General features: G+C 70.8%; 14 protein-coding genes. 13 read left to right on the top strand and 1 reads right to left on the bottom strand.

Translation table 11 applies throughout. From position 1 onward, the window contains the following. Positions 1 to 53 precede the first annotated feature (53 nt). The 9 genes from ACN26Y_RS04835 (at position 54) to corA (ending at position 10,838) form a co-directional block, all read left to right on the top strand. On the top strand, positions 54 to 1,265 hold the full coding sequence (locus ACN26Y_RS04835) for an FUSC family protein (protein ID WP_422734393.1): 1,212 nt from the start codon (positions 54 to 56) through the stop codon (positions 1,263 to 1,265). Then, complete coding sequence (locus ACN26Y_RS04830; RefSeq protein ID WP_422734392.1) at positions 1,258 to 1,515, top strand: hypothetical protein; 258 nt, start codon at positions 1,258 to 1,260, stop codon at positions 1,513 to 1,515. Before ACN26Y_RS04835 ends, ACN26Y_RS04830 begins: the two co-directional genes overlap by 8 nt. Continuing rightward, positions 1,512 to 1,601, top strand: coding sequence for a K(+)-transporting ATPase subunit F (kdpF, locus tag ACN26Y_RS04825; protein ID WP_155329109.1), 90 nt, complete (start codon positions 1,512 to 1,514; stop codon positions 1,599 to 1,601). Before ACN26Y_RS04830 ends, kdpF begins: the two co-directional genes overlap by 4 nt. Then, positions 1,601 to 3,256 (top strand): potassium-transporting ATPase subunit KdpA, encoded by a 1,656-nt coding sequence (gene kdpA / locus ACN26Y_RS04820; protein WP_422734391.1) that lies wholly within the window; start codon positions 1,601 to 1,603, stop codon positions 3,254 to 3,256. The genes kdpF and kdpA overlap by 1 nt, the downstream gene beginning before the upstream one ends. 20 nt (positions 3,257 to 3,276) lie before the next feature. Beyond that, positions 3,277 to 5,472, top strand: a complete 2,196-nt coding sequence (kdpB, locus tag ACN26Y_RS04815; protein WP_155329107.1) for a potassium-transporting ATPase subunit KdpB — start codon at positions 3,277 to 3,279, stop codon at positions 5,470 to 5,472. Continuing rightward, a complete protein-coding gene (locus ACN26Y_RS04810; RefSeq protein ID WP_422734390.1) occupies positions 5,472 to 6,353 on the top strand; it encodes a potassium-transporting ATPase subunit C in 882 nt (293 codons plus the stop codon). Before kdpB ends, ACN26Y_RS04810 begins: the two co-directional genes overlap by 1 nt. 73 nt (positions 6,354 to 6,426) lie before the next feature. After that, the gene (locus tag ACN26Y_RS04805) at positions 6,427 to 8,982 is read left to right on the top strand and encodes a DUF4118 domain-containing protein (RefSeq protein WP_155329105.1); all 2,556 of its coding nucleotides are present in this window, start codon (positions 6,427 to 6,429) and stop codon (positions 8,980 to 8,982) included. After that, entirely contained in the window at positions 8,979 to 9,662 is a 684-nt protein-coding gene (locus ACN26Y_RS04800) for a response regulator (RefSeq protein WP_155329104.1), read from the top strand. The genes ACN26Y_RS04805 and ACN26Y_RS04800 overlap by 4 nt, the downstream gene beginning before the upstream one ends. Positions 9,663 to 9,731: 69 nt before the next feature. Next, complete coding sequence (gene corA, locus ACN26Y_RS04795) at positions 9,732 to 10,838, top strand: magnesium/cobalt transporter CorA (protein ID WP_155329103.1); 1,107 nt, start codon at positions 9,732 to 9,734, stop codon at positions 10,836 to 10,838. Between the two features lie 70 nt (positions 10,839 to 10,908). Here the strand turns inward: corA and ACN26Y_RS04790 are convergent, their stop codons facing one another. After that, positions 10,909 to 11,988 (bottom strand): glycoside hydrolase family 19 protein, encoded by a 1,080-nt coding sequence (locus ACN26Y_RS04790; RefSeq protein WP_155329102.1) that lies wholly within the window; start codon positions 11,986 to 11,988, stop codon positions 10,909 to 10,911. 186 nt (positions 11,989 to 12,174) lie between these two features. On the opposite strand from ACN26Y_RS04790, the gene ACN26Y_RS04785 reads away from it, so the two are divergent. The 4 genes from ACN26Y_RS04785 to ACN26Y_RS04770 all read left to right on the top strand — a co-directional run bounded on the left by ACN26Y_RS04785 (position 12,175) and on the right by ACN26Y_RS04770 (position 16,905). Then, the gene (locus ACN26Y_RS04785) at positions 12,175 to 13,200 is read left to right on the top strand and encodes a LacI family DNA-binding transcriptional regulator (RefSeq protein ID WP_155329101.1); all 1,026 of its coding nucleotides are present in this window, start codon (positions 12,175 to 12,177) and stop codon (positions 13,198 to 13,200) included. 388 nt (positions 13,201 to 13,588) lie between these two features. After that, the gene (locus ACN26Y_RS04780) at positions 13,589 to 14,968 is read left to right on the top strand and encodes an ABC transporter substrate-binding protein (RefSeq protein WP_422734389.1); all 1,380 of its coding nucleotides are present in this window, start codon (positions 13,589 to 13,591) and stop codon (positions 14,966 to 14,968) included. 80 nt (positions 14,969 to 15,048) lie between these two features. Next, complete coding sequence (locus ACN26Y_RS04775; RefSeq protein WP_370463295.1) at positions 15,049 to 16,005, top strand: carbohydrate ABC transporter permease; 957 nt, start codon at positions 15,049 to 15,051, stop codon at positions 16,003 to 16,005. 12 nt (positions 16,006 to 16,017) lie between these two features. Continuing rightward, on the top strand, positions 16,018 to 16,905 hold the full coding sequence (locus tag ACN26Y_RS04770; protein WP_422734388.1) for a carbohydrate ABC transporter permease: 888 nt from the start codon (positions 16,018 to 16,020) through the stop codon (positions 16,903 to 16,905). The last annotated feature ends 4 nt before the right edge of the window (positions 16,906 to 16,909 follow it).

The raw sequence follows: 16,909 nt of genomic DNA, 5'->3' as shown, positions 1-16,909 counted from the left end.
GGAATGGGCCCACCGCGGGGGATTGCGCGGCCGGGGACGGGGTAGGCGCGGCCATGCCCGACGCCGGTCCGCCGAGAGGAGGCAGCGGCCCGGAGCCCACCGACCGTGACGCCCCGGCGGTGGCCCGCGTGTTCCACCACTCGGTCGCGGCGGTCCCGGAGCGGCTGCGCCGGGTCCGCGCCGGCCTCGGCCTGGCCACCCAGGCCGGGTTGGCCGCCGGCCTGTCCTGGTGGGTCGCCGACGACCTCCTGCACATCCCGCAGCCGCTGTTCGCACCGATCTCCGCGGTCGTCACGCTGGCCGCCTCGGTGGGCCAGCGGCTGCGCCGCACGATCGAGCTGGTCCTCGCGGTGGCCATCGGCATTCTCGTCGGCGACGCCCTGCTCTACCTGGTCGGCACCGGGCCGTGGCAGCTCGCCCTGATCGTCGTCCTGGCCATCATGGTCGCCGGGTTCCTCGGTCGGAGCCCGGCCTTCGTGGTGCAGGCGGCGGCCACGGCGGTGCTGATCGGCACCCTCACGCCGTCGGTGCCGGACCTGGAACTGCCCCGCTTCTACGCCGCACTGATCGGCGGCGCCGTGGCGCTGGTGGTCACCACCGTGCTGCTGCCGCTGAATCCGCTGCGGGTGATCAACCGGGCCGGCGGGCCGGCACTGGACCTGCTCGCCGAGCAGCTCGACGCCACCACGACCGCGCTTCGCGAACGGGACGCCGGCCGCGCCCAGGCCGCCCTGGACCGGCTGCGTGACAACAAGCAGGAGATCGGCGCGTTCACCGAGGCGGCGCAGGCGGCGAGGGAGGCGAGCAGCCTCTCGCCCGTGCGCTGGGGCAGGCGGGACGGTCCGATCGACCGGTACGTCCACGCCGTGGAACCGGTCGACCGCGCGATGCGCAACAGCGGAACCCTGATCCGGCGCAGCGTGACCCTGATCGAGGACGGGGAGTCGATCCCCGAGGCCATGCCGCCCGCGGTCGCCTCGCTCGCCGAGGCCGTGCGGGTCCTGCGCCGCGAATTCACCCGTGGCGCGGAGCCCCAGCGGGCCCGGGAGCAGTTGGTGCGGGCGGTCGGCGAGGCGGGCAAGGCCTACCGGGCCGGCGTGGGCTTCTCCGGAGCCGTCGTGGTGGCGCAGGTCCGCACCACGGTGAGCGACCTGCTGGTCGCCACCGGCCTGAAGCAGGAGGAGGCGAACCGCCTGGTCCGCCGCGCCTTCGGTCCGATGCGGCCGACCGCCGGGTCCGGGCGACCCTCCCGCGCCGGTGCGTGACCCGCTTCACGTGATCAGCGGTGGGCGTCAAAACCGCGTCAAGAAATCCCGTACCTCCGTCATGGTCGCGTTATGGACCGTGCCGGCGCGGTCCACCCGGCGTTGGAATGGCTCGGCGCGGCCGGAAGGCGGCCGTGACGATTCGTTCCGCGATGAGGAGTCAGACGTGTCTGACGTGGTGTTCGTGCTGGTGACGATGGCGCTGTTCGTGGCGCTCGCCCTGGTGGTGAGGGGCGTGGAGAAGCTGTGAACGTCGTCAACGCCGTCGGCCTGGTGCTGGCGATCGGCCTGGCCGTGTTCCTGGTGGTCGCCCTGCTGTTCCCGGAGCGCTTCTGATGACCATGACGACAGCCGGTGTGCTGTTCATCCTCTCGCTCGCGGTGGCGCTGGTCGCCGTCCACAAGCCGTTCGGCGACTACATGTACCGCGTGGTCTCCGGCGAGCGGCAGTCCCGCGTCGAGCGGGGCGTCTACCGCCTGGTCGGGGTCGACCCGGCCGCCGAGCAGACCTGGGGCGTGTACGCCCGCAGCGTGCTCGCCTTCTCCGCCGTCTCCATCCTGTTCCTGTACGGGTTCATGCGGTTGCAGAACCATTTGTGGCTGTCGCTCGGCTTCGACCCGGTGATGACCCACGGCGCGTGGAACACCGCCGTGTCGTTCGTGACCAACACGAACTGGCAGTGGTACTCGGGTGAGTCGACCATGGGCCACCTGGTCCAGATGGCCGGTCTCGCGGTGCAGAACTTCGTGTCCGCCGCGGTGGGCATCGCGGTGGCCGTCGCGCTGGTCCGCGGGTTCGCCCGCCGCCGTACCGGTGACCTCGGCAACTTCTGGGTCGACCTGACCCGGATCACGCTGCGGATCCTGCTGCCCATCGCGGTGCTCGGCGCCCTCGCCCTGATGATCGGCGGCGCCGTGCAGAACCTCTCCGCCGGTACCGAGGTCACCACCCTGACCGGGGGCAGCCAGACCATCACCGGTGGCCCGGTGGCCAGCCAGGAGGTCATCAAGGAACTCGGTACGAACGGCGGCGGCTTCTACAACGTCAACAGCGCCCACCCGTTCGAGAACCCGACGAGGTGGACGAACTGGCTGGAGATCTTCCTGATCCTGCTGATCCCGTTCAGCCTGCCCCGCGTCTTCGGCCGGATGGTCGGCCAGAACCGGCAGGGCTACGCGATCGCCGCGGTGATGGCGATCCTGGCGATCGCCAGCATCGCCCTGACCAACGCCTTCGAGTTGGCCGGCAACGGCACCGTCCCGCAGGCGGTCGGCGCGGCGCTGGAGGGCAAGGAGGTCCGGTTCGACGTGTCCAACTCGGCCACCTTCGCCGCCTCGACCACGCTCACCTCCACCGGCGCGGTGAACTCGTTCCACGACTCGTACACCGCGCTCGGCGGCATGATGCCGCTGATCAACATGATGCTCGGCGAGGTGGCGCCCGGTGGCGTCGGCGCCGGCCTCTACGGTCTGCTGATCCTCGCCGTGATCACCGTGTTCGTCGCCGGCCTGATGGTCGGCCGGACGCCGGAGTACATCGGCAAGAAGATCGGCTCGCGGGAGATCAAACTCGCGTCGCTGTACTTCCTCGTCACCCCGGCCCTGGTGCTGATCGGCGCGGCGGCGGCCTTCGCCATTGGCAACAACTCCACCGCGCTCAACGTGGGTCCGCACGGCCTCTCCGAGGTGCTCTACGCGTTCACCTCGGCGAGCAACAACAACGGCTCCGCGTTCGCCGGCATCACGGTCAACACGCCGTGGTGGAACACCGCGCTGGGCCTGTGCATGCTGCTCGGCCGGTTCCTGCCGATCATCTTCGTGCTCGCTCTCGCCGGCTCGCTGGCCCGCCAGCAGCCGGTACCCGCCTCCGAGGGCACCCTGCCGACCCACCGGCCGCTCTTCGTCGGGATGGTCGTCGGCGTCACCGTGATCCTCGTCGCGCTGACCTTCCTGCCCGCGCTCGCGCTCGGCCCCCTGGCTGAGGGGCTGTGACCATCATGAGAGAGAAGGACATGACCACCTCCACGCCGGCACCGCACGGCACCGCCGACGCGGCGACCGCCGGCACGCCGGCCACCCACGGCGACCGGGCCGGCGGCGGCCTGCTCGACCCGAAGCAGATGATCAAGTCGCTGCCGGACGCCCTGCGCAAGCTGGACCCGCGCACCCTGTGGCGCAACCCGGTGATGCTGATCGTCGAGATCGGCGCCGTCTTCACCACGGTGCTCGCGGTGACCGACCCGTCGGTGTTCGCGATCGCCATCACCGTCTGGCTCTGGCTGACCGTGCTCTTCGCCAACCTCGCGGAGGCGGTCGCCGAGGGCCGGGGCAAGGCGCAGGCCGCCGCGCTGCGCAAGGCGAAGACGGACACCATCGCCACCCGGCTGATCGGTTGGACGCCGGGCGCTCGGGCCAACGGTTACCGGGAGGAGGCCGTCCCCGCGCCCGACCTCAGGCAGGGCGACATCGTCCTGGTGGAGGCCGGCGACATCATCCCCGGTGACGGCGACGTGGTCGAGGGCATCGCCAGCGTCGACGAGTCCGCCATCACCGGTGAATCCGCTCCGGTGATCCGGGAGTCCGGCGGCGACCGGAGCGCGGTCACCGGCGGCACGAAGGTGCTCTCCGACCGGATCGTCGTGAAGATCACGCAGAAGCCGGGCGAGAGCTTCATCGACCGGATGATCAATCTGGTGGAGGGGGCCAACCGGCAGAAGACCCCGAACGAGATCGCGCTGAACATCCTGCTCGCCGCGCTCACGATCATCTTCCTGCTGGCCGTGGTGACCCTCCAGCCCCTCGCGATCTTCTCGAAGGACTACCAGGGCGCGTCCCCCGACACCCAGGCGATCACCGACGCCGGTGTCAGCGGCATCGTGCTGGTGTCCCTGCTGGTCTGCCTGATCCCCACCACGATCGGGGCGCTGCTCTCGGCCATCGGCATCGCCGGCATGGACCGCCTCGTGCAGCGCAACGTCCTCGCCATGAGCGGCCGGGCGGTCGAGGCCGCCGGTGACGTCAACACCCTGCTGCTGGACAAGACCGGCACCATCACCCTGGGCAACCGGCAGGCCGCCGAGTTCGTCCCGGTCGAGGGCGTGGACGCGGCCACCGTCGCCGACGCCGCGCAGCTGTCCAGCCTCGCCGACGAGACCCCCGAGGGGCGCTCCGTGGTCGTGCTCGCCAAGAACGAGTTCGGCCTGCGCGAGCGCGAACCGGGCCTGATCCCGCACGCCACCTTCGTGCCGTTCACCGCCCAGACCCGGATGAGCGGCGTCGACCTCGCAGCCGGGAGCGTCGACGGCGGTGTCCGCCGGATCCGCAAGGGCGCCGCCGCGGCGGTCATGAAGTGGGTCCGCGAGCACGGCGGCCACCCCACCGAGCAGGTCGGCCAGCTCGTCGACGAGATCAGCGGCATCGGCGGCACCCCGCTGGTTGTCGCCGAGCACTCCGCCGGCCAGCCGGCCCGCGCCCTCGGCGTCATCCACCTCAAGGACGTGGTGAAGGCCGGCATGCGGGAGCGGTTCGACGAGATGCGCCGGATGGGCATCCGGACCGTGATGATCACCGGTGACAACCCGCGTACCGCCCGGGCGATCGCGGACGAGGCGGGCGTCGACGACTTCCTCGCCGAGGCCACCCCGGAGGACAAGCTCGCGCTGATCCGCAAGGAGCAGGAGGGCGGCCGGCTGGTCGCGATGACCGGCGACGGCACCAACGACGCGCCGGCGCTCGCCCAGGCCGACGTCGGCGTCGCCATGAACACCGGTACGTCGGCCGCCAAGGAGGCCGGCAACATGGTCGACCTCGACTCCGACCCGACCAAGCTGATCGAGATCGTGGAGATCGGCAAGCAGTTGCTGATCACCCGGGGTGCGCTGACCACCTTCTCCATCGCCAACGACATCGCGAAGTACTTCGCGATCATCCCGGCCATGTTCGCCGGCATCTACCCGAGCCTGGACGCGCTGAACATCATGCGGCTGTCCAGCCCGGAGTCGGCGATCCTTGCGGCGGTCATCTTCAACGCGATCGTCATCGTCGCGCTGATCCCGCTGGCCCTGCGCGGCGTCCGGTACCGGCCGGCGTCCGCGTCGAAGCTGCTCAGCCGCAACCTGCTGGTCTACGGCCTCGGCGGCATCGTGGTGCCGTTCGTCGGCATCAAGCTCATCGACCTGCTCATCCAGTTCATCCCAGGGATCTCGTGATGCGCCTCCCCACCTGGCTCGCCCAACACCTCGCCGCCCTGCGCGCGCTGCTCGTCTTCACCGTGCTGCTCGGGCTGGCGTACCCGCTGGCCCTCGTCGCCGCCGGACGGATTCCCGGCCTCGCCGACAAGGCGGACGGGTCGCTCGTCTCCGCCGACGGGCGGATTGTCGGCAGCGCGCTGATCGGCCAGTCCTTCACCGACGCGGACGGCAACCCCGTCCCGCGCTACTTCCAGTCCCGCCCCTCGGCGGCCGGCGACGGGTACGACCCCACCGCCACCGCCGCCAGCAACCTCGGCCCGGAGAGCGTGGTCGACACCGTCGCCACCGACCCGGAGGAGTCGACGCAGAGCCTGCTCACCCAGGTGTGCCAGCGCAGCAAGGTCGTCGGCGAGCTGAACGGTGTCGACGGGCGGCGCCCGTACTGCACCAGTGACGGGGTCGGGGCGGTGCTGGCGGTGTTCCGCCGGGACGGCCTGACCGGTCCGGTCACCCGGGTGGTCAGCGTCAACCAGGTCGCGCCCGCCGCTCCGTTCGTCACCCGCTACGAGGGCGTGCCGGTGGAGCCGGCCCGGCCCGGCGAGGACTACGTCGCCACCGGTGGGCTGGTCACCCCGATCCGGGGTGACGCTCCGGCCGAACCGGCGGTGCCGGCCGACGCGGTCACCGCCAGCGGCAGCGGACTCGACCCGCACATCTCCCCGGCGTACGCGGAGATCCAGGTCGAGCGGGTGGCCCGGGAGCGCGGCGCGGACCCGGCGGCGGTCCGGCGTCTCGTCGAGGCGCACACCACCGGCCGGTCGCTCGGCTTCATGGGCGAGCCCGGGGTGAACGTCCTGGAGCTCAACCTGGCGCTGGACCGCGAGTTCCCCGCCCGTTGATGTGATTGGAAGGGCCCCTTGTTATACAAAAGGCGATAACAAGGGGCCCTTCCTTCGGAAGGGGAGGGTTGCGATGGCGCGAGGGGAACTCCGCATCTACCTCGGCGCCGCCCCCGGCGTCGGGAAGACGTACGCGATGCTGGAGGAGGCGCAGCGGCGCGTCGAACGCGGCACCGACGTGGTGATCGGGTTCGTCGAGACCCACGGGCGCCGGCACACGGCGGCGATGATCGGCGACCTGGAGCAGGTGCCCCGGCGCACGATGACCCACCGGGGCGCCGAGTTCACCGAGATGGACCTGGACGCGGTGCTCGCCCGGCGACCCGAGGTGGCGGTCGTCGACGAGCTGGCGCACACCAACGTGCCCGGATCCCGCAACGAGAAGCGCTGGCAGGACATCCAGGAACTGCTGGACGCCGGGATCACCGTCCTCTCCACGGTCAACATCCAGCACCTGGAGTCGCTCAACGACGTCGTCGCCCAGATCACCGGCACCACCCAGCGGGAGACCGTTCCGGACGCCGTCGTCCGCGCCGCCGAGCAGGTCGAACTGGTCGACATGACGCCGGAGGCGCTGCGCCGGCGGATGGCGCACGGCAACATCTACCGCCCCGACCGGATCGACGCCGCGCTCGGCAACTACTTCCGCGTCGGCAACCTCACCGCGCTGCGCGAGCTGGCCCTGCTCTGGCTCGCCGACAAGGTCGACGAGCAGCTCGACGCGTACCGCGCCCAGCAGGGCATCTCGGCCACCTGGGAGGCGCGGGAGCGGGTGGTCGTGGCGCTCACCGGGGGGCCGGAGGGGGAGACCCTGATCCGGCGGGCCGCGCGCGTCGCCGCCCGCAGCAAGGGTTCGGACCTGCTGGCCGTGCACGTCGCCCGCAGCGACGGGCTGGCCGGCGCGGACCCGGCCCAGCTCGCCCGGCAGCGGGTGCTCGTGGAGAGCCTCGGCGGCACGTACCACCAGGTTCTCGGCACCGACATCCCGGCCGCGCTGTTGGACTTCGCACGGGGCGTCAACGCCACCCAGCTCGTGCTCGGCGCCAGCCGCCGCGGTCGGTTCGCCCAGATCTTCTCCCGCGGTGTCGGCGTCACCACGACCGCGCTGTCCGGGGCGATCGACGTCCACCTGGTGACCCACGCCGAGGCCGGCCGGGGCCGGCGTGCGGCGGGGGTGCCGGCGGCGCTGTCCCGGCGGCGACGGATGCTCGGCTTCGCGCTGGCCGGACTGGGCATGCCGCTGCTGACGCTGCTGCTCTGGGCGCTGCCGGACATCACCCTCGCCAACGACATCCTGATCTTCCTCGCCGCCGTCGTCGGTGTCGCGCTGGTCGGCGGGCTGTGGCCGGCGCTGATCGCCGCGCTCGGGAGTTCCCTGCTGCTCAACTGGTTCTTCACCTCGCCCGTCTACACCCTGACCATTGCCGAGGTGGACAATCTGCTCGCCCTCGGCGTCTTCGTCGGTGTGGCCATCGCGGTCAGCTGGATCGTCGACGTGGCCGCCCGGCGTACCCGGGAGGCGGCCCGCGCGTCCGCCGACGCGCAGACCCTCGCCACCGTGGCCGGCAGTGTGCTGCGCGGCGAGCGGCCGTTGATCGCCCTGCTGGACCGGCTGCGGGAGACGTTCGCGCTGCGCTCGGTCAGCGTCCTCGAGTCGGTGGAGGCCGCCGAGGGCCGGCCCGGCCGGGCCCGCGAGGAGGGTGCCTGGCGGGTCGTCGCGAGCGTCGGCGAGGCACCCGCGACGAGCCCCGGCGCGGGCGAGACCGCCGTGCCGGTGGACGACCGGCTCACCGTCGTGCTCTGCGGCCGCCGGCTGGAGGCCGCCGACCGGCGGATCGTGGAGGCGTTCGCCGCGCAGGCCGCCGTCGCCCTGCGGCAGGAGCGGCTGGCCGAGGAGGCCGCCGCCGCCCGGCCGCTCGCCGAGGCCGACCGGATGCGGACCGCGCTGCTCGCCGCGGTCAGCCACGACCTGCGTACGCCGCTGGCCTCGGCGAAGGCGGCGGTGACCAGCCTGCGCAGCCCCGACGTGGAGTTCGACGAGGCGGACCGGGCGGAGCTGCTCGCCACCGCCGAGGAGTCCCTGGACCGGCTGGCCCGCCTGGTGTCGAACCTGCTGGACATGAGCCGCCTCCAGGCCGGTGCCCTCGGCGTCCGCCCGGTCGCCGTCGGGCTGGAGGACGCCGTCCCCCGGGCGCTGGACGAGCTCGGGCCCGTGGCCGCCGACGTGGTGACCGACATCCCGGCCCACCTGCCCGCCGCGCTCGCCGACCCCGGCCTGCTCGAACGCGTCCTGGTCAACCTCGTGGCCAACGCCCTGCGGCACAGCCCGCCCGGCCAGCCACCCACGATCACCGGCAGCGCCCACGCCGGGCAGGTCGAGCTGCGGGTCATCGACACCGGTTCCGGCATTCCCGAGGACCAGTGGGAGCACGTCTTCCTGCCGTTCCAGCGGCTCGGCGACCGGGACAACCAGACGGGCGTCGGCCTCGGACTCGCGCTGTCCCGGGGTCTCGCCGAGGCGATGCGTGGCAGCATCACCCCGGAGACCACGCCCGGAGGGGGACTCACCATGGTGCTGCGGCTGCCGGCCGCCACCGACACCGGCACGTCCGGAGGGCCACCGGAATGACCCGCATCCTGGTCGTCGACGACGAACCCCAGATCCTGCGCGCGCTGCACATCAACCTGCGCGCCCGCCGGTACGACGTCGAGGTGGCCGCCACCGGCACCGCAGCGCTGAAGGCCGCCGCCAGCCATCCGCCCGACCTGGTCGTGCTCGACCTCGGCCTGCCCGACCTGGACGGCATCGAGGTCATCCGCGGCCTCCGCGGCTGGACCACCGTGCCGATCATCGTGCTCTCCGGCCGCGCCGGCAGCGAGGACAAGGTGGCCGCGCTCGACGCCGGCGCCGACGACTACGTCACCAAGCCGTTCGGGGTGGACGAGCTGTTGGCGCGGATCCGTGCCGTCACCCGGCGGCTCGGTGCCGGCGCCGAGTCGGCCAGCGCCAGCGTGCGGGTCGGCCGGCACACCGTCGACCTGGCCGACCACGCGGTGACCAGTGACGACGGCACGGAGGTCAAGCTCACCCCCACCCAGTGGGGTGTGCTGGAGAAGCTGCTCCGCAACCCCGGCAAGCTGGTCAGCCAGCGGCAGCTCCTGCACGACGTGTGGGGGCCGGAATACCAGAACGAGACGAACTACCTGCGCCAGTACATGGCCCAGCTGCGGCGCAAGCTGGAGGACGACCCGGCCCGCCCCCGGCACCTCATCACCGAACCCGGCATGGGCTACCGGTTCCGGCCCTGACCACGCCCGGTTTGAGTGGTCCCGGAGCGGGGATCCCCGGCCGGTCGGGGCGGGACATCCGGGAGGGGCATGGGCGGGAACGGATGGTCCCGTTCGACCGGGGGGTTCGGGCGGCGTCTCGACGAGCACGAGCCCGGCCGTGAGACGCCCGGCCGGGGCGGCCTCGTCGACAGCGCCGTGTACCTCCAGGGTCGCCGCCACGCCACGCCGGCGAACCTCGCCGACACGTACCGGTGCCTGCAGGAACTCGGCGACGCGATGGCCTGGATCGGGCTCTACCGGCCCGGCCGGGGTCAGATCCACTCGCTGGCCCACGAGTTCCAACTCCACGAACTGGCCGTCGAGGACGCCATCAACGCGCACCAGCGGCCCAAGCTGGAGCGCTACGGCGACACCTTGTTCGTCGTGCTCCGCGCCGCCCGCTACGTCGACGTCCGGGAGGAGGTGGAGTTCAGTGAGCTGCACCTGTTCATCGGGCCGGGCTTCGTCATCACCGTCCGGCACGGCGAGGCGCCCGACCTGGTCGCGGTCCGCCGGCGGATGGAGGCCGAGCCGCAGGTCCTCACGCTCGGGCCGGAAGCGGTCCTCTACGCCGTACTCGACCAGGTCGTCGACGGGTACGCCCCGGTCGTCGCGGGACTGGAGAACGACATCGACGAGATCGAGACCCAGGTGTTCGGCGGCGACCCCAACGCCAGCCGCCGCATCTACGGGCTGAGCCGGGAGGTCGTCGTGTTCCAGCGGGCGGCCCGGCCGTTGCTCGGCGTCCTCGACGCGCTCATCGCCGGGTTCGACCAGTACGGCACCGACGAGGAACTGCGCCGGCGGCTGCGCGACGTGGCCGACCATCTCACCCAGGTGGTCGAACGCGTCGACGGCTTCCGGCACCTGTTGCAGAACATCCTCACGGTCAACGCCACCCTGGTCACGCAGGCGCAGAACGAGGAGATGCGCAGCCTGACCGCCGCCAGCTACGAGCAGAACGAGGAACTGAAGCGGGTGTCCGCCTGGGCGGCCATCCTGTTCGCGCCGACCCTCATCGGCACCGTCTACGGCATGAACTTCGCGGTCATGCCCGAACTCGACTGGCGGTACGGGTACCCGTTCGCCCTCGGGCTGATGGTGCTGGTCTGCGTCACCCTGTACCTGGTCTTCAAGCGTCGCAACTGGCTGTGACCCACCGGGGCCGGGCGGGTACGGGCCCCGCCGCCGAAGGGGTGCGGTGCGGCGGGGCCCGGATCGCTGGTCAGCAGTACAGGTTCGCTCCGGCGGGTACGCCGAGGACGCCGACGAACTGCTGGTACCGGTTGACGCGGCTCTGCACCTGGGCGGGGTTGCCGCCGTTGCACTCGATCGCGCCGTTGATGCTGCGGATGGTCTCGCCGAACCCGGCGCCGGTGACCATCGCGGTGTGGGCGGTCATCCGGCCGGGCCCGTTCTGGGTCATCCAGTACCAGATGGCGGTCTTCCAGGCCACCGCCGCGTCGTTCTGCACCAGCCACGGGTTGGTCAGCAGGGGCAGCCCGAGGGCGTTGCCGGCGGCGTTGTAGTTGAAGTTCCAGCTCAGCTGGATCGGCCCGCGCCCGTAGTAGGCGGCCTGGCCGGCGGGGCAGCCGTACGGCTGGCTCCGGTCGCAGTAGTGCGGGTAGTTGTTCGTGTTCTGCTCGACGATGTGGACGAGCCCGCCCGTCTCGTGGTGCACGTTCGCCAGGAACGCCGCGGCCTCCTGCCGTTGCACGGTGGTGCTGCCGGTCTTCGTGAACGCCGGGTAGGCGCTCAGGGCGGCGACGAGGCCGGAGTACGTGTAGAACGGGTTCCGACCCGGGAACATCTGGTTGAACTGGGCCTCGGTGACCACGAAGCCGCCGGGGTTGGGGGGCGGCGGGCTGCCGGTGGGCGGCTGGCTGCCGCAGGTGTACGGGTTCCAGTACCAGGTGCTGATGGTGGGGTCGTAGCCCGGGTTGTCGTGCTCGGCGATGTAGTACTGCCCGTTGGTGTACCGGACGATGCTGCCGGCGGGGTACCAGGTGCCGGCGACCCAGTTCGGGTGGTTGCAGGTCCCGCCCGGCGGTGGCGTGGAGCCGCCGCAGGTGCCCAGGTCCTGCCAGACGCCGGTGGTGCCCGGCGGGGCCTCGTTCTGGGTCCACCACTTCGCCTGGTAGTTGCGGCCGTTGTGGGACACCTGCATGCCACCGGTGTAGACGGCCGAGGACTGCCAGGGGGTCGCGCAGGCGGCGGCGGACGCCGCGGTCGACGGGACGATCGCCGCCAGTCCACCTGCGACGGTGAGCGCCGCCACCGCGAGTAGGGCGCGCAGTCTCGACATGTGATCGCTCCTTCCTGAGGATCCACGGGGTCGACGACGCGGAGCGCGCATCGACGACGCTCACTGTAGCATTACTGTTCACAAACTTTCCTATTAAGTTGCGCGGCGGACCGGCCCGGCTCGGCCGGTGCCGCTGCCGAGATCCCCCGTTCGAATCTTTCGGCTGTTTGCCGTAGCCTTTCAGCGGTGACGAAGCGGCTGACCGATGTGGCCCGGAAGGCGGGCGTGAGTGAGGCGACCGTCAGCCGGGTGCTGAACGGTCGTGGAGGCGTGTCCGAGGCGACCCGGACGGCCGTGCTGACCGCCCTCGACGTGCTCGGCTACGAACGCCCCACCAAGCTGCGCGGAGAGCGGGCCCGGCTCGTGGGGCTGGTGCTCCCCGAACTGCAGAATCCGATCTTCCCGGCGCTGGCCGAGGTGGTCACCGGCTCGCTGGCCCAGCGCGGCTTCACCCCGGCGCTCTGCGCGCGCACCATCGGCGGTGTCTCCGAGTCGGACTACGTCGACATGCTGCTGGACCACCAGGTCTCCGGGATCATCTTCGCCGGCGGGTCGTACGCGCTGGGCGACGCGTCGCACGAGCACTACCGGCGGCTGACCGACCGGAAGCTACCGGTCGTGCTGGTCAACGCGGGCGTGGAAGAGCTGACCTTCCCCCGCGTGTCGACCGACGACGCGGTGGCGGTGGAGCAGGCGCACGGCCATCTCCGCTCGCTGGGCCACGAGCGGATCGGCATGGTGCTGGGCCCGGAGGACCATGTCCCGTCGCAGCGCAAGTTGGCCGCGATGGCGCGGATCGCCCGCTGGACCGACGGGGGCCAGGAAGTGGAGCGGACCAGCTTCTCGATGGAGGGCGCCCGGGTCGCGGCCACCAAGCTGGTGCGCCGTGGGGTCACCGGGGTCATCTGTGCCAGCGACGTGCTGGCGTTGGGCACCGTCCGTGCCGTGCGCCGGCTCGGCTGCGCGGTCCCGGGCGACGTCTCCGTGGTGGGCTTCGACGACTCCGCGTTCATGACCTGCACCGACCCGCCGCTGACCACGGTGCGGCAGCCGATCGAGATGATGGGTCAGGCGGCTGTCGACCTGCTGGTCACCCAGATCGAGGGCGGCGGAGTGCTCGCCGACGAGCTGCTCTTCGAGCCCGAGCTGGTGGTGCGCGGCTCCACCGCGCCGGTCCCCGGCGGGGGCCCGGGCCGGTCCCGGTCTCGCTGACCGCACTTCCCGGCGCGGCCGCCGGTCGCCGCGCCGATCCCTGACCGGCACCCGGCGGAGACCGCCTCCCCGCCGCTGAACGACGCTCCGGCCGTCGACCGCTGCTCGTGGTCGGCGGCCGTTTCGTCGTGGTCCGACGAGGAACGGCCCACTTCCATGCCCCCGTCGCACGCTCTCTGGTTGCAGTCGCATCTTTTCAGTGTCAGATCGAAATCTTGCTGGAATGAGTTCGCCTCGCTACAGTGACTCCACTCACATCGGGCCCTGGAGCGGTTACCGGGCGTCAGGGCGCATGGCGGAACCGATCAGTAGCAGGGCACACGGCGGTGGCGATCACCGCGGATCAGCGAACTTCACGGAGACACCTCGTTCCCGAAGGGATGGACAGATGTCCGTACCGCAGTACCGGAAGGCTGCGGCGTTGGCGCTCGCGGCCGGCCTGGGGCTCGCCCTCACCGCCTGCTCCACGAAGAGCGACGACGCGACCGACGATGCGAGCGGCAAGGTCACCATCACCGTCGACTGCCAGCCGGTCGGCGCCCAGAAAGAGCTGCTTCAGAACTGGAACGAGGACGTCGCCGAGTTCCAGCGGCAGAACCCCGACATCGTCATCAAGAGCGTCAGCGTCGGCGAGCAGTGCAACAACCCGCCGGACTTCACCGCCCGCCTGGCCGGCGGCACGGTGACCGACGTGTTCTACGGCTACATGACCGACCTCCAGCAGGTGCTGGACTCCGGCCAGGCGATGGACATCACCGGGTACGCCACCAAGGACACGATCCCCACCTGGGACAGCGTCGACCCGGCGCTCAAGGAGGTGTTCAGCGACGGCGGCAAGCTCTACGCCGTCCCGGTGAAGAACTACTCGATGGGGCTGGTCTACAACAAGGTCCTGTTCCAGCAGGCGGGGCTCGACGTGAACAACCCGCCCAAGACGTGGCCCGAGGTCCGGGAGGCCGCCAAGAAGATCGCCGCGATCGGCAACGGCATCGCCGGGTACGCCGAGTACAGCGCCGGCAACACCGGGGGCTGGCACTTCACCTCGCTGCTCTACTCCCAGGGCGGTCAGGTGCTGACGCCGGACGGCAAGAAGGCCGACTTCAACAACGCCATGGGCAGGCAGGTCCTGCAGAACCTCAAGGACATGCGGTACGGCGACAACAGCATGGGCAGCCGCCAGCTGCTCCAGTGGGGTGACCTGCTGACCAACGCCGCCGCGGGCAAGGTGGGCATGTTCATCGGCGCGCCGGACACCACCCAGGCGATCGTCAGCCAGTTCCAGGGCAAGTTCCAGGACTGGGCGATGGGGCCGCTGCCCGGCCAGGACGGCCCGGCGAAGGCGACCCTCGGCGGTGGCGAGGGCTACTTCTTCAAGAAGGGCCTCTCCCCGGAGCAGGTCAAGGCCGGTCTCAAGTGGATTGCGTACCAGAAGCTGACGCCGGGCACGGGCCAGTTCGACTACGTCCGGGCCAAGCCGCAGAACTACCCCGTCGGGCTGCCCCAGCCACTGCTCTTCGCGGCCGGTAGCGACGCGCAGAAGCAGGAGCTCGACCTGCGCAAGGCGAACGCGAACGTCGACACCACGAACTTCGCGATCTTCGAGGCGAACCCGGTGCCGATCAAGGGTGAGCCGCGCAACGCGCAGGCGATCTACGCGGTGCTCGACGCGGCGATGTCCGGGGTGCTGACGAACCCGAACGCCGACATCGACGCGTTGCTCAAGACGGCTGAGGACAAGGTCAACCAGCTCCTCGCCGCCGAGAGCTGATTCGCTCGGGTGGGGGCCGGAGCGCCGGCCCCCACACCGTCCGCGCCGCATTGTCGGTCACCGACCCACCAGGAGTTGCCTTGGCGATCACCTCCGCTCCGGGGACCGTCGGAACAGCGGCTCGTCCCGCGCCGCCGTCCCCGGCCGGGCCTCGGCGTACGAGCCTCGGCCGCAAGCTGCGGGACAACCTCACCGGGCACGCGTTCCTGATCGGTGCGGTGCTCTGCTTCGCGGTCTTCGCCTGGTATCCGATGGTCCGCGGCGTCATCATGAGCTTCCAGCGCACCCGACGGGGCGAGACGACCTGGGTCGGCTGGGACAACTACGTCCGGATCCTCGACGACCCCAGTTTCTGGACCGCCTGGAAGAACACGTTCCACTTCACGATCCTCGCGCTCGTCCTCGGGTACGCGGTGCCGTTCTTCGTGGCGATCCTGCTGAACGAGCTCCGTCACGCCAAGGGGTACCTGCGGATCCTGGTCTACCTGCCGGTGATGCTGCCGCCCGCCTCGGCGCTCTACCTCTTCAAGTTCTACGCGTACGACCCCAGCGACGCGGGGCTCTTCAACGCGATCCTCAAGGCCCTGCACCTGCCGACGTCGCAGTGGATGCAGTCACCGGAGATGACCATGCCGGCAATGGTGATCGCGTCGACCTGGATGAACATGGGCGGCGCCGTGCTGATCTACCTGGCGGCGCTGCAGAACATCCCCGGCGAACTCTACGAGGCGGCAGAGCTCGACGGTGCCGGGATCTGGCGCCGGATCCGGCACGTGACCATCCCGCAGACCCGGCTGATCCTCGCGCTCCTGGCGTTGCTCCAGATCGTCGCCACCATGCAGCTCTTCATCGAGCCACTGATCCTCGCCAACGGCGCGGGTGCGGAGGACTCGGCCACCTCGGTGGCGTACCTGATCTACCAGCACGGGTTCTTCCAGAACGACCTCAACGGCGCCGCGGCGCTCGGCGTGATCATGCTCGTGGTGCTGGCCGGCTTCTCCGCCGGCTACCTGCGACTGACCGCGAAACAGGACTAGGACGGACGACCCATGGCACAGGACTCCGGCACCCGTACCCTCATCTCCCAGGCCCAGCTCCGACGCGGGCGCGGCCGGGCGATCTACTGGACGCTGCTCGCCGTCGTGATCATCGGGTTCACGCTCGTCTTCCTCGGGCCGCTCTACTGGATGGTCACCGGCGCGCTCAAGTCCGGCCAGGAGATCGCGCAGACCCCGCCGTCGCTGTTCCCGCAGGACCCGCAGTGGCGGAACTACGCCGACGCGTGGAACAACCTGGACCTCGCCAAGCTCCTGTTCAACACCTTCTACTACGCGGCCGGGGCGGTGCTGTTCCAACTCGTCCTCGACACCGCCGCGGCGTACTCCCTGTCGAAGCTGCGACCGATGTTCGGCAACGCGATCCTCGGCCTGATGCTGGCGACGTTGATGATCCCGGCGATGGTCCTCATCGTCCCGCAGTACGTGACCGTGATCGACCTGCCGATCCTGCACCTCAGCCTGCTCGACTCGCCGTTCGCGATCTGGCTGCCGCTGGTCGCCAACGCGTTCAACATCTTCCTGCTGAAGCGGTTCTTCGATTCGATCCCGGAGGACCTGATGGCGGCGGCTCTCATGGACGGGGCGACACCGCTGCGCACGCTCTGGTCGATCATCCTGCCGATGTCGCGCCCGATCCTCGGCGTGGTCTCGATCTTCGCCGTGACCGCGGTCTGGAAGGACTTCCTCTGGCCGAAGCTGGTCATGCCGTCGCCCGAGACGCGGACGGTCAGCGTCGGCATCTACGCCTTCGCCGGTGGCACGCCCATGAACGTGGTGATCGCCGCGTCCGTGATCGCCGCGATACCGACCGTCATCCTCTTCCTGCTCTTCCAACGCAACATCATGTCCGGCCTGACCACCGGCGGCCTCAAGGGATAGCCCC

Origin of the sequence: Micromonospora sp. WMMD558, from assembly GCF_049315255.1 — a bacterium.
Classification (GTDB): Bacteria; Actinomycetota; Actinomycetes; order Mycobacteriales; family Micromonosporaceae; genus Micromonospora.
This window is presented reverse-complemented; position numbering and strand designations above follow the sequence as displayed.

Bases quoted from the DNA above. Each gene is read 5' to 3' on its own strand.
- ACN26Y_RS04835 (WP_422734393.1), top strand. From the start codon at position 54: ATGCCCGACGCCGGTCCGCCGAGAGGAGGCAGCGGCCCGGAGCCCACC.
- kdpA (WP_422734391.1), top strand. From the start codon at position 1,601: ATGACCATGACGACAGCCGGTGTGCTGTTCATCCTCTCGCTCGCGGTG.
- kdpB (WP_155329107.1), top strand. From the start codon at position 3,277: ATGACCACCTCCACGCCGGCACCGCACGGCACCGCCGACGCGGCGACC.
- ACN26Y_RS04810 (WP_422734390.1), top strand. From the start codon at position 5,472: ATGCGCCTCCCCACCTGGCTCGCCCAACACCTCGCCGCCCTGCGCGCG.
- ACN26Y_RS04805 (WP_155329105.1), top strand. From the start codon at position 6,427: ATGGCGCGAGGGGAACTCCGCATCTACCTCGGCGCCGCCCCCGGCGTC.
- ACN26Y_RS04800 (WP_155329104.1), top strand. From the start codon at position 8,979: ATGACCCGCATCCTGGTCGTCGACGACGAACCCCAGATCCTGCGCGCG.
- corA (WP_155329103.1), top strand. From the start codon at position 9,732: ATGGGCGGGAACGGATGGTCCCGTTCGACCGGGGGGTTCGGGCGGCGT.
- ACN26Y_RS04790 (WP_155329102.1), bottom strand. From the start codon at position 11,988: ATGTCGAGACTGCGCGCCCTACTCGCGGTGGCGGCGCTCACCGTCGCA.
- ACN26Y_RS04780 (WP_422734389.1), top strand. From the start codon at position 13,589: ATGTCCGTACCGCAGTACCGGAAGGCTGCGGCGTTGGCGCTCGCGGCC.
- ACN26Y_RS04770 (WP_422734388.1), top strand. From the start codon at position 16,018: ATGGCACAGGACTCCGGCACCCGTACCCTCATCTCCCAGGCCCAGCTC.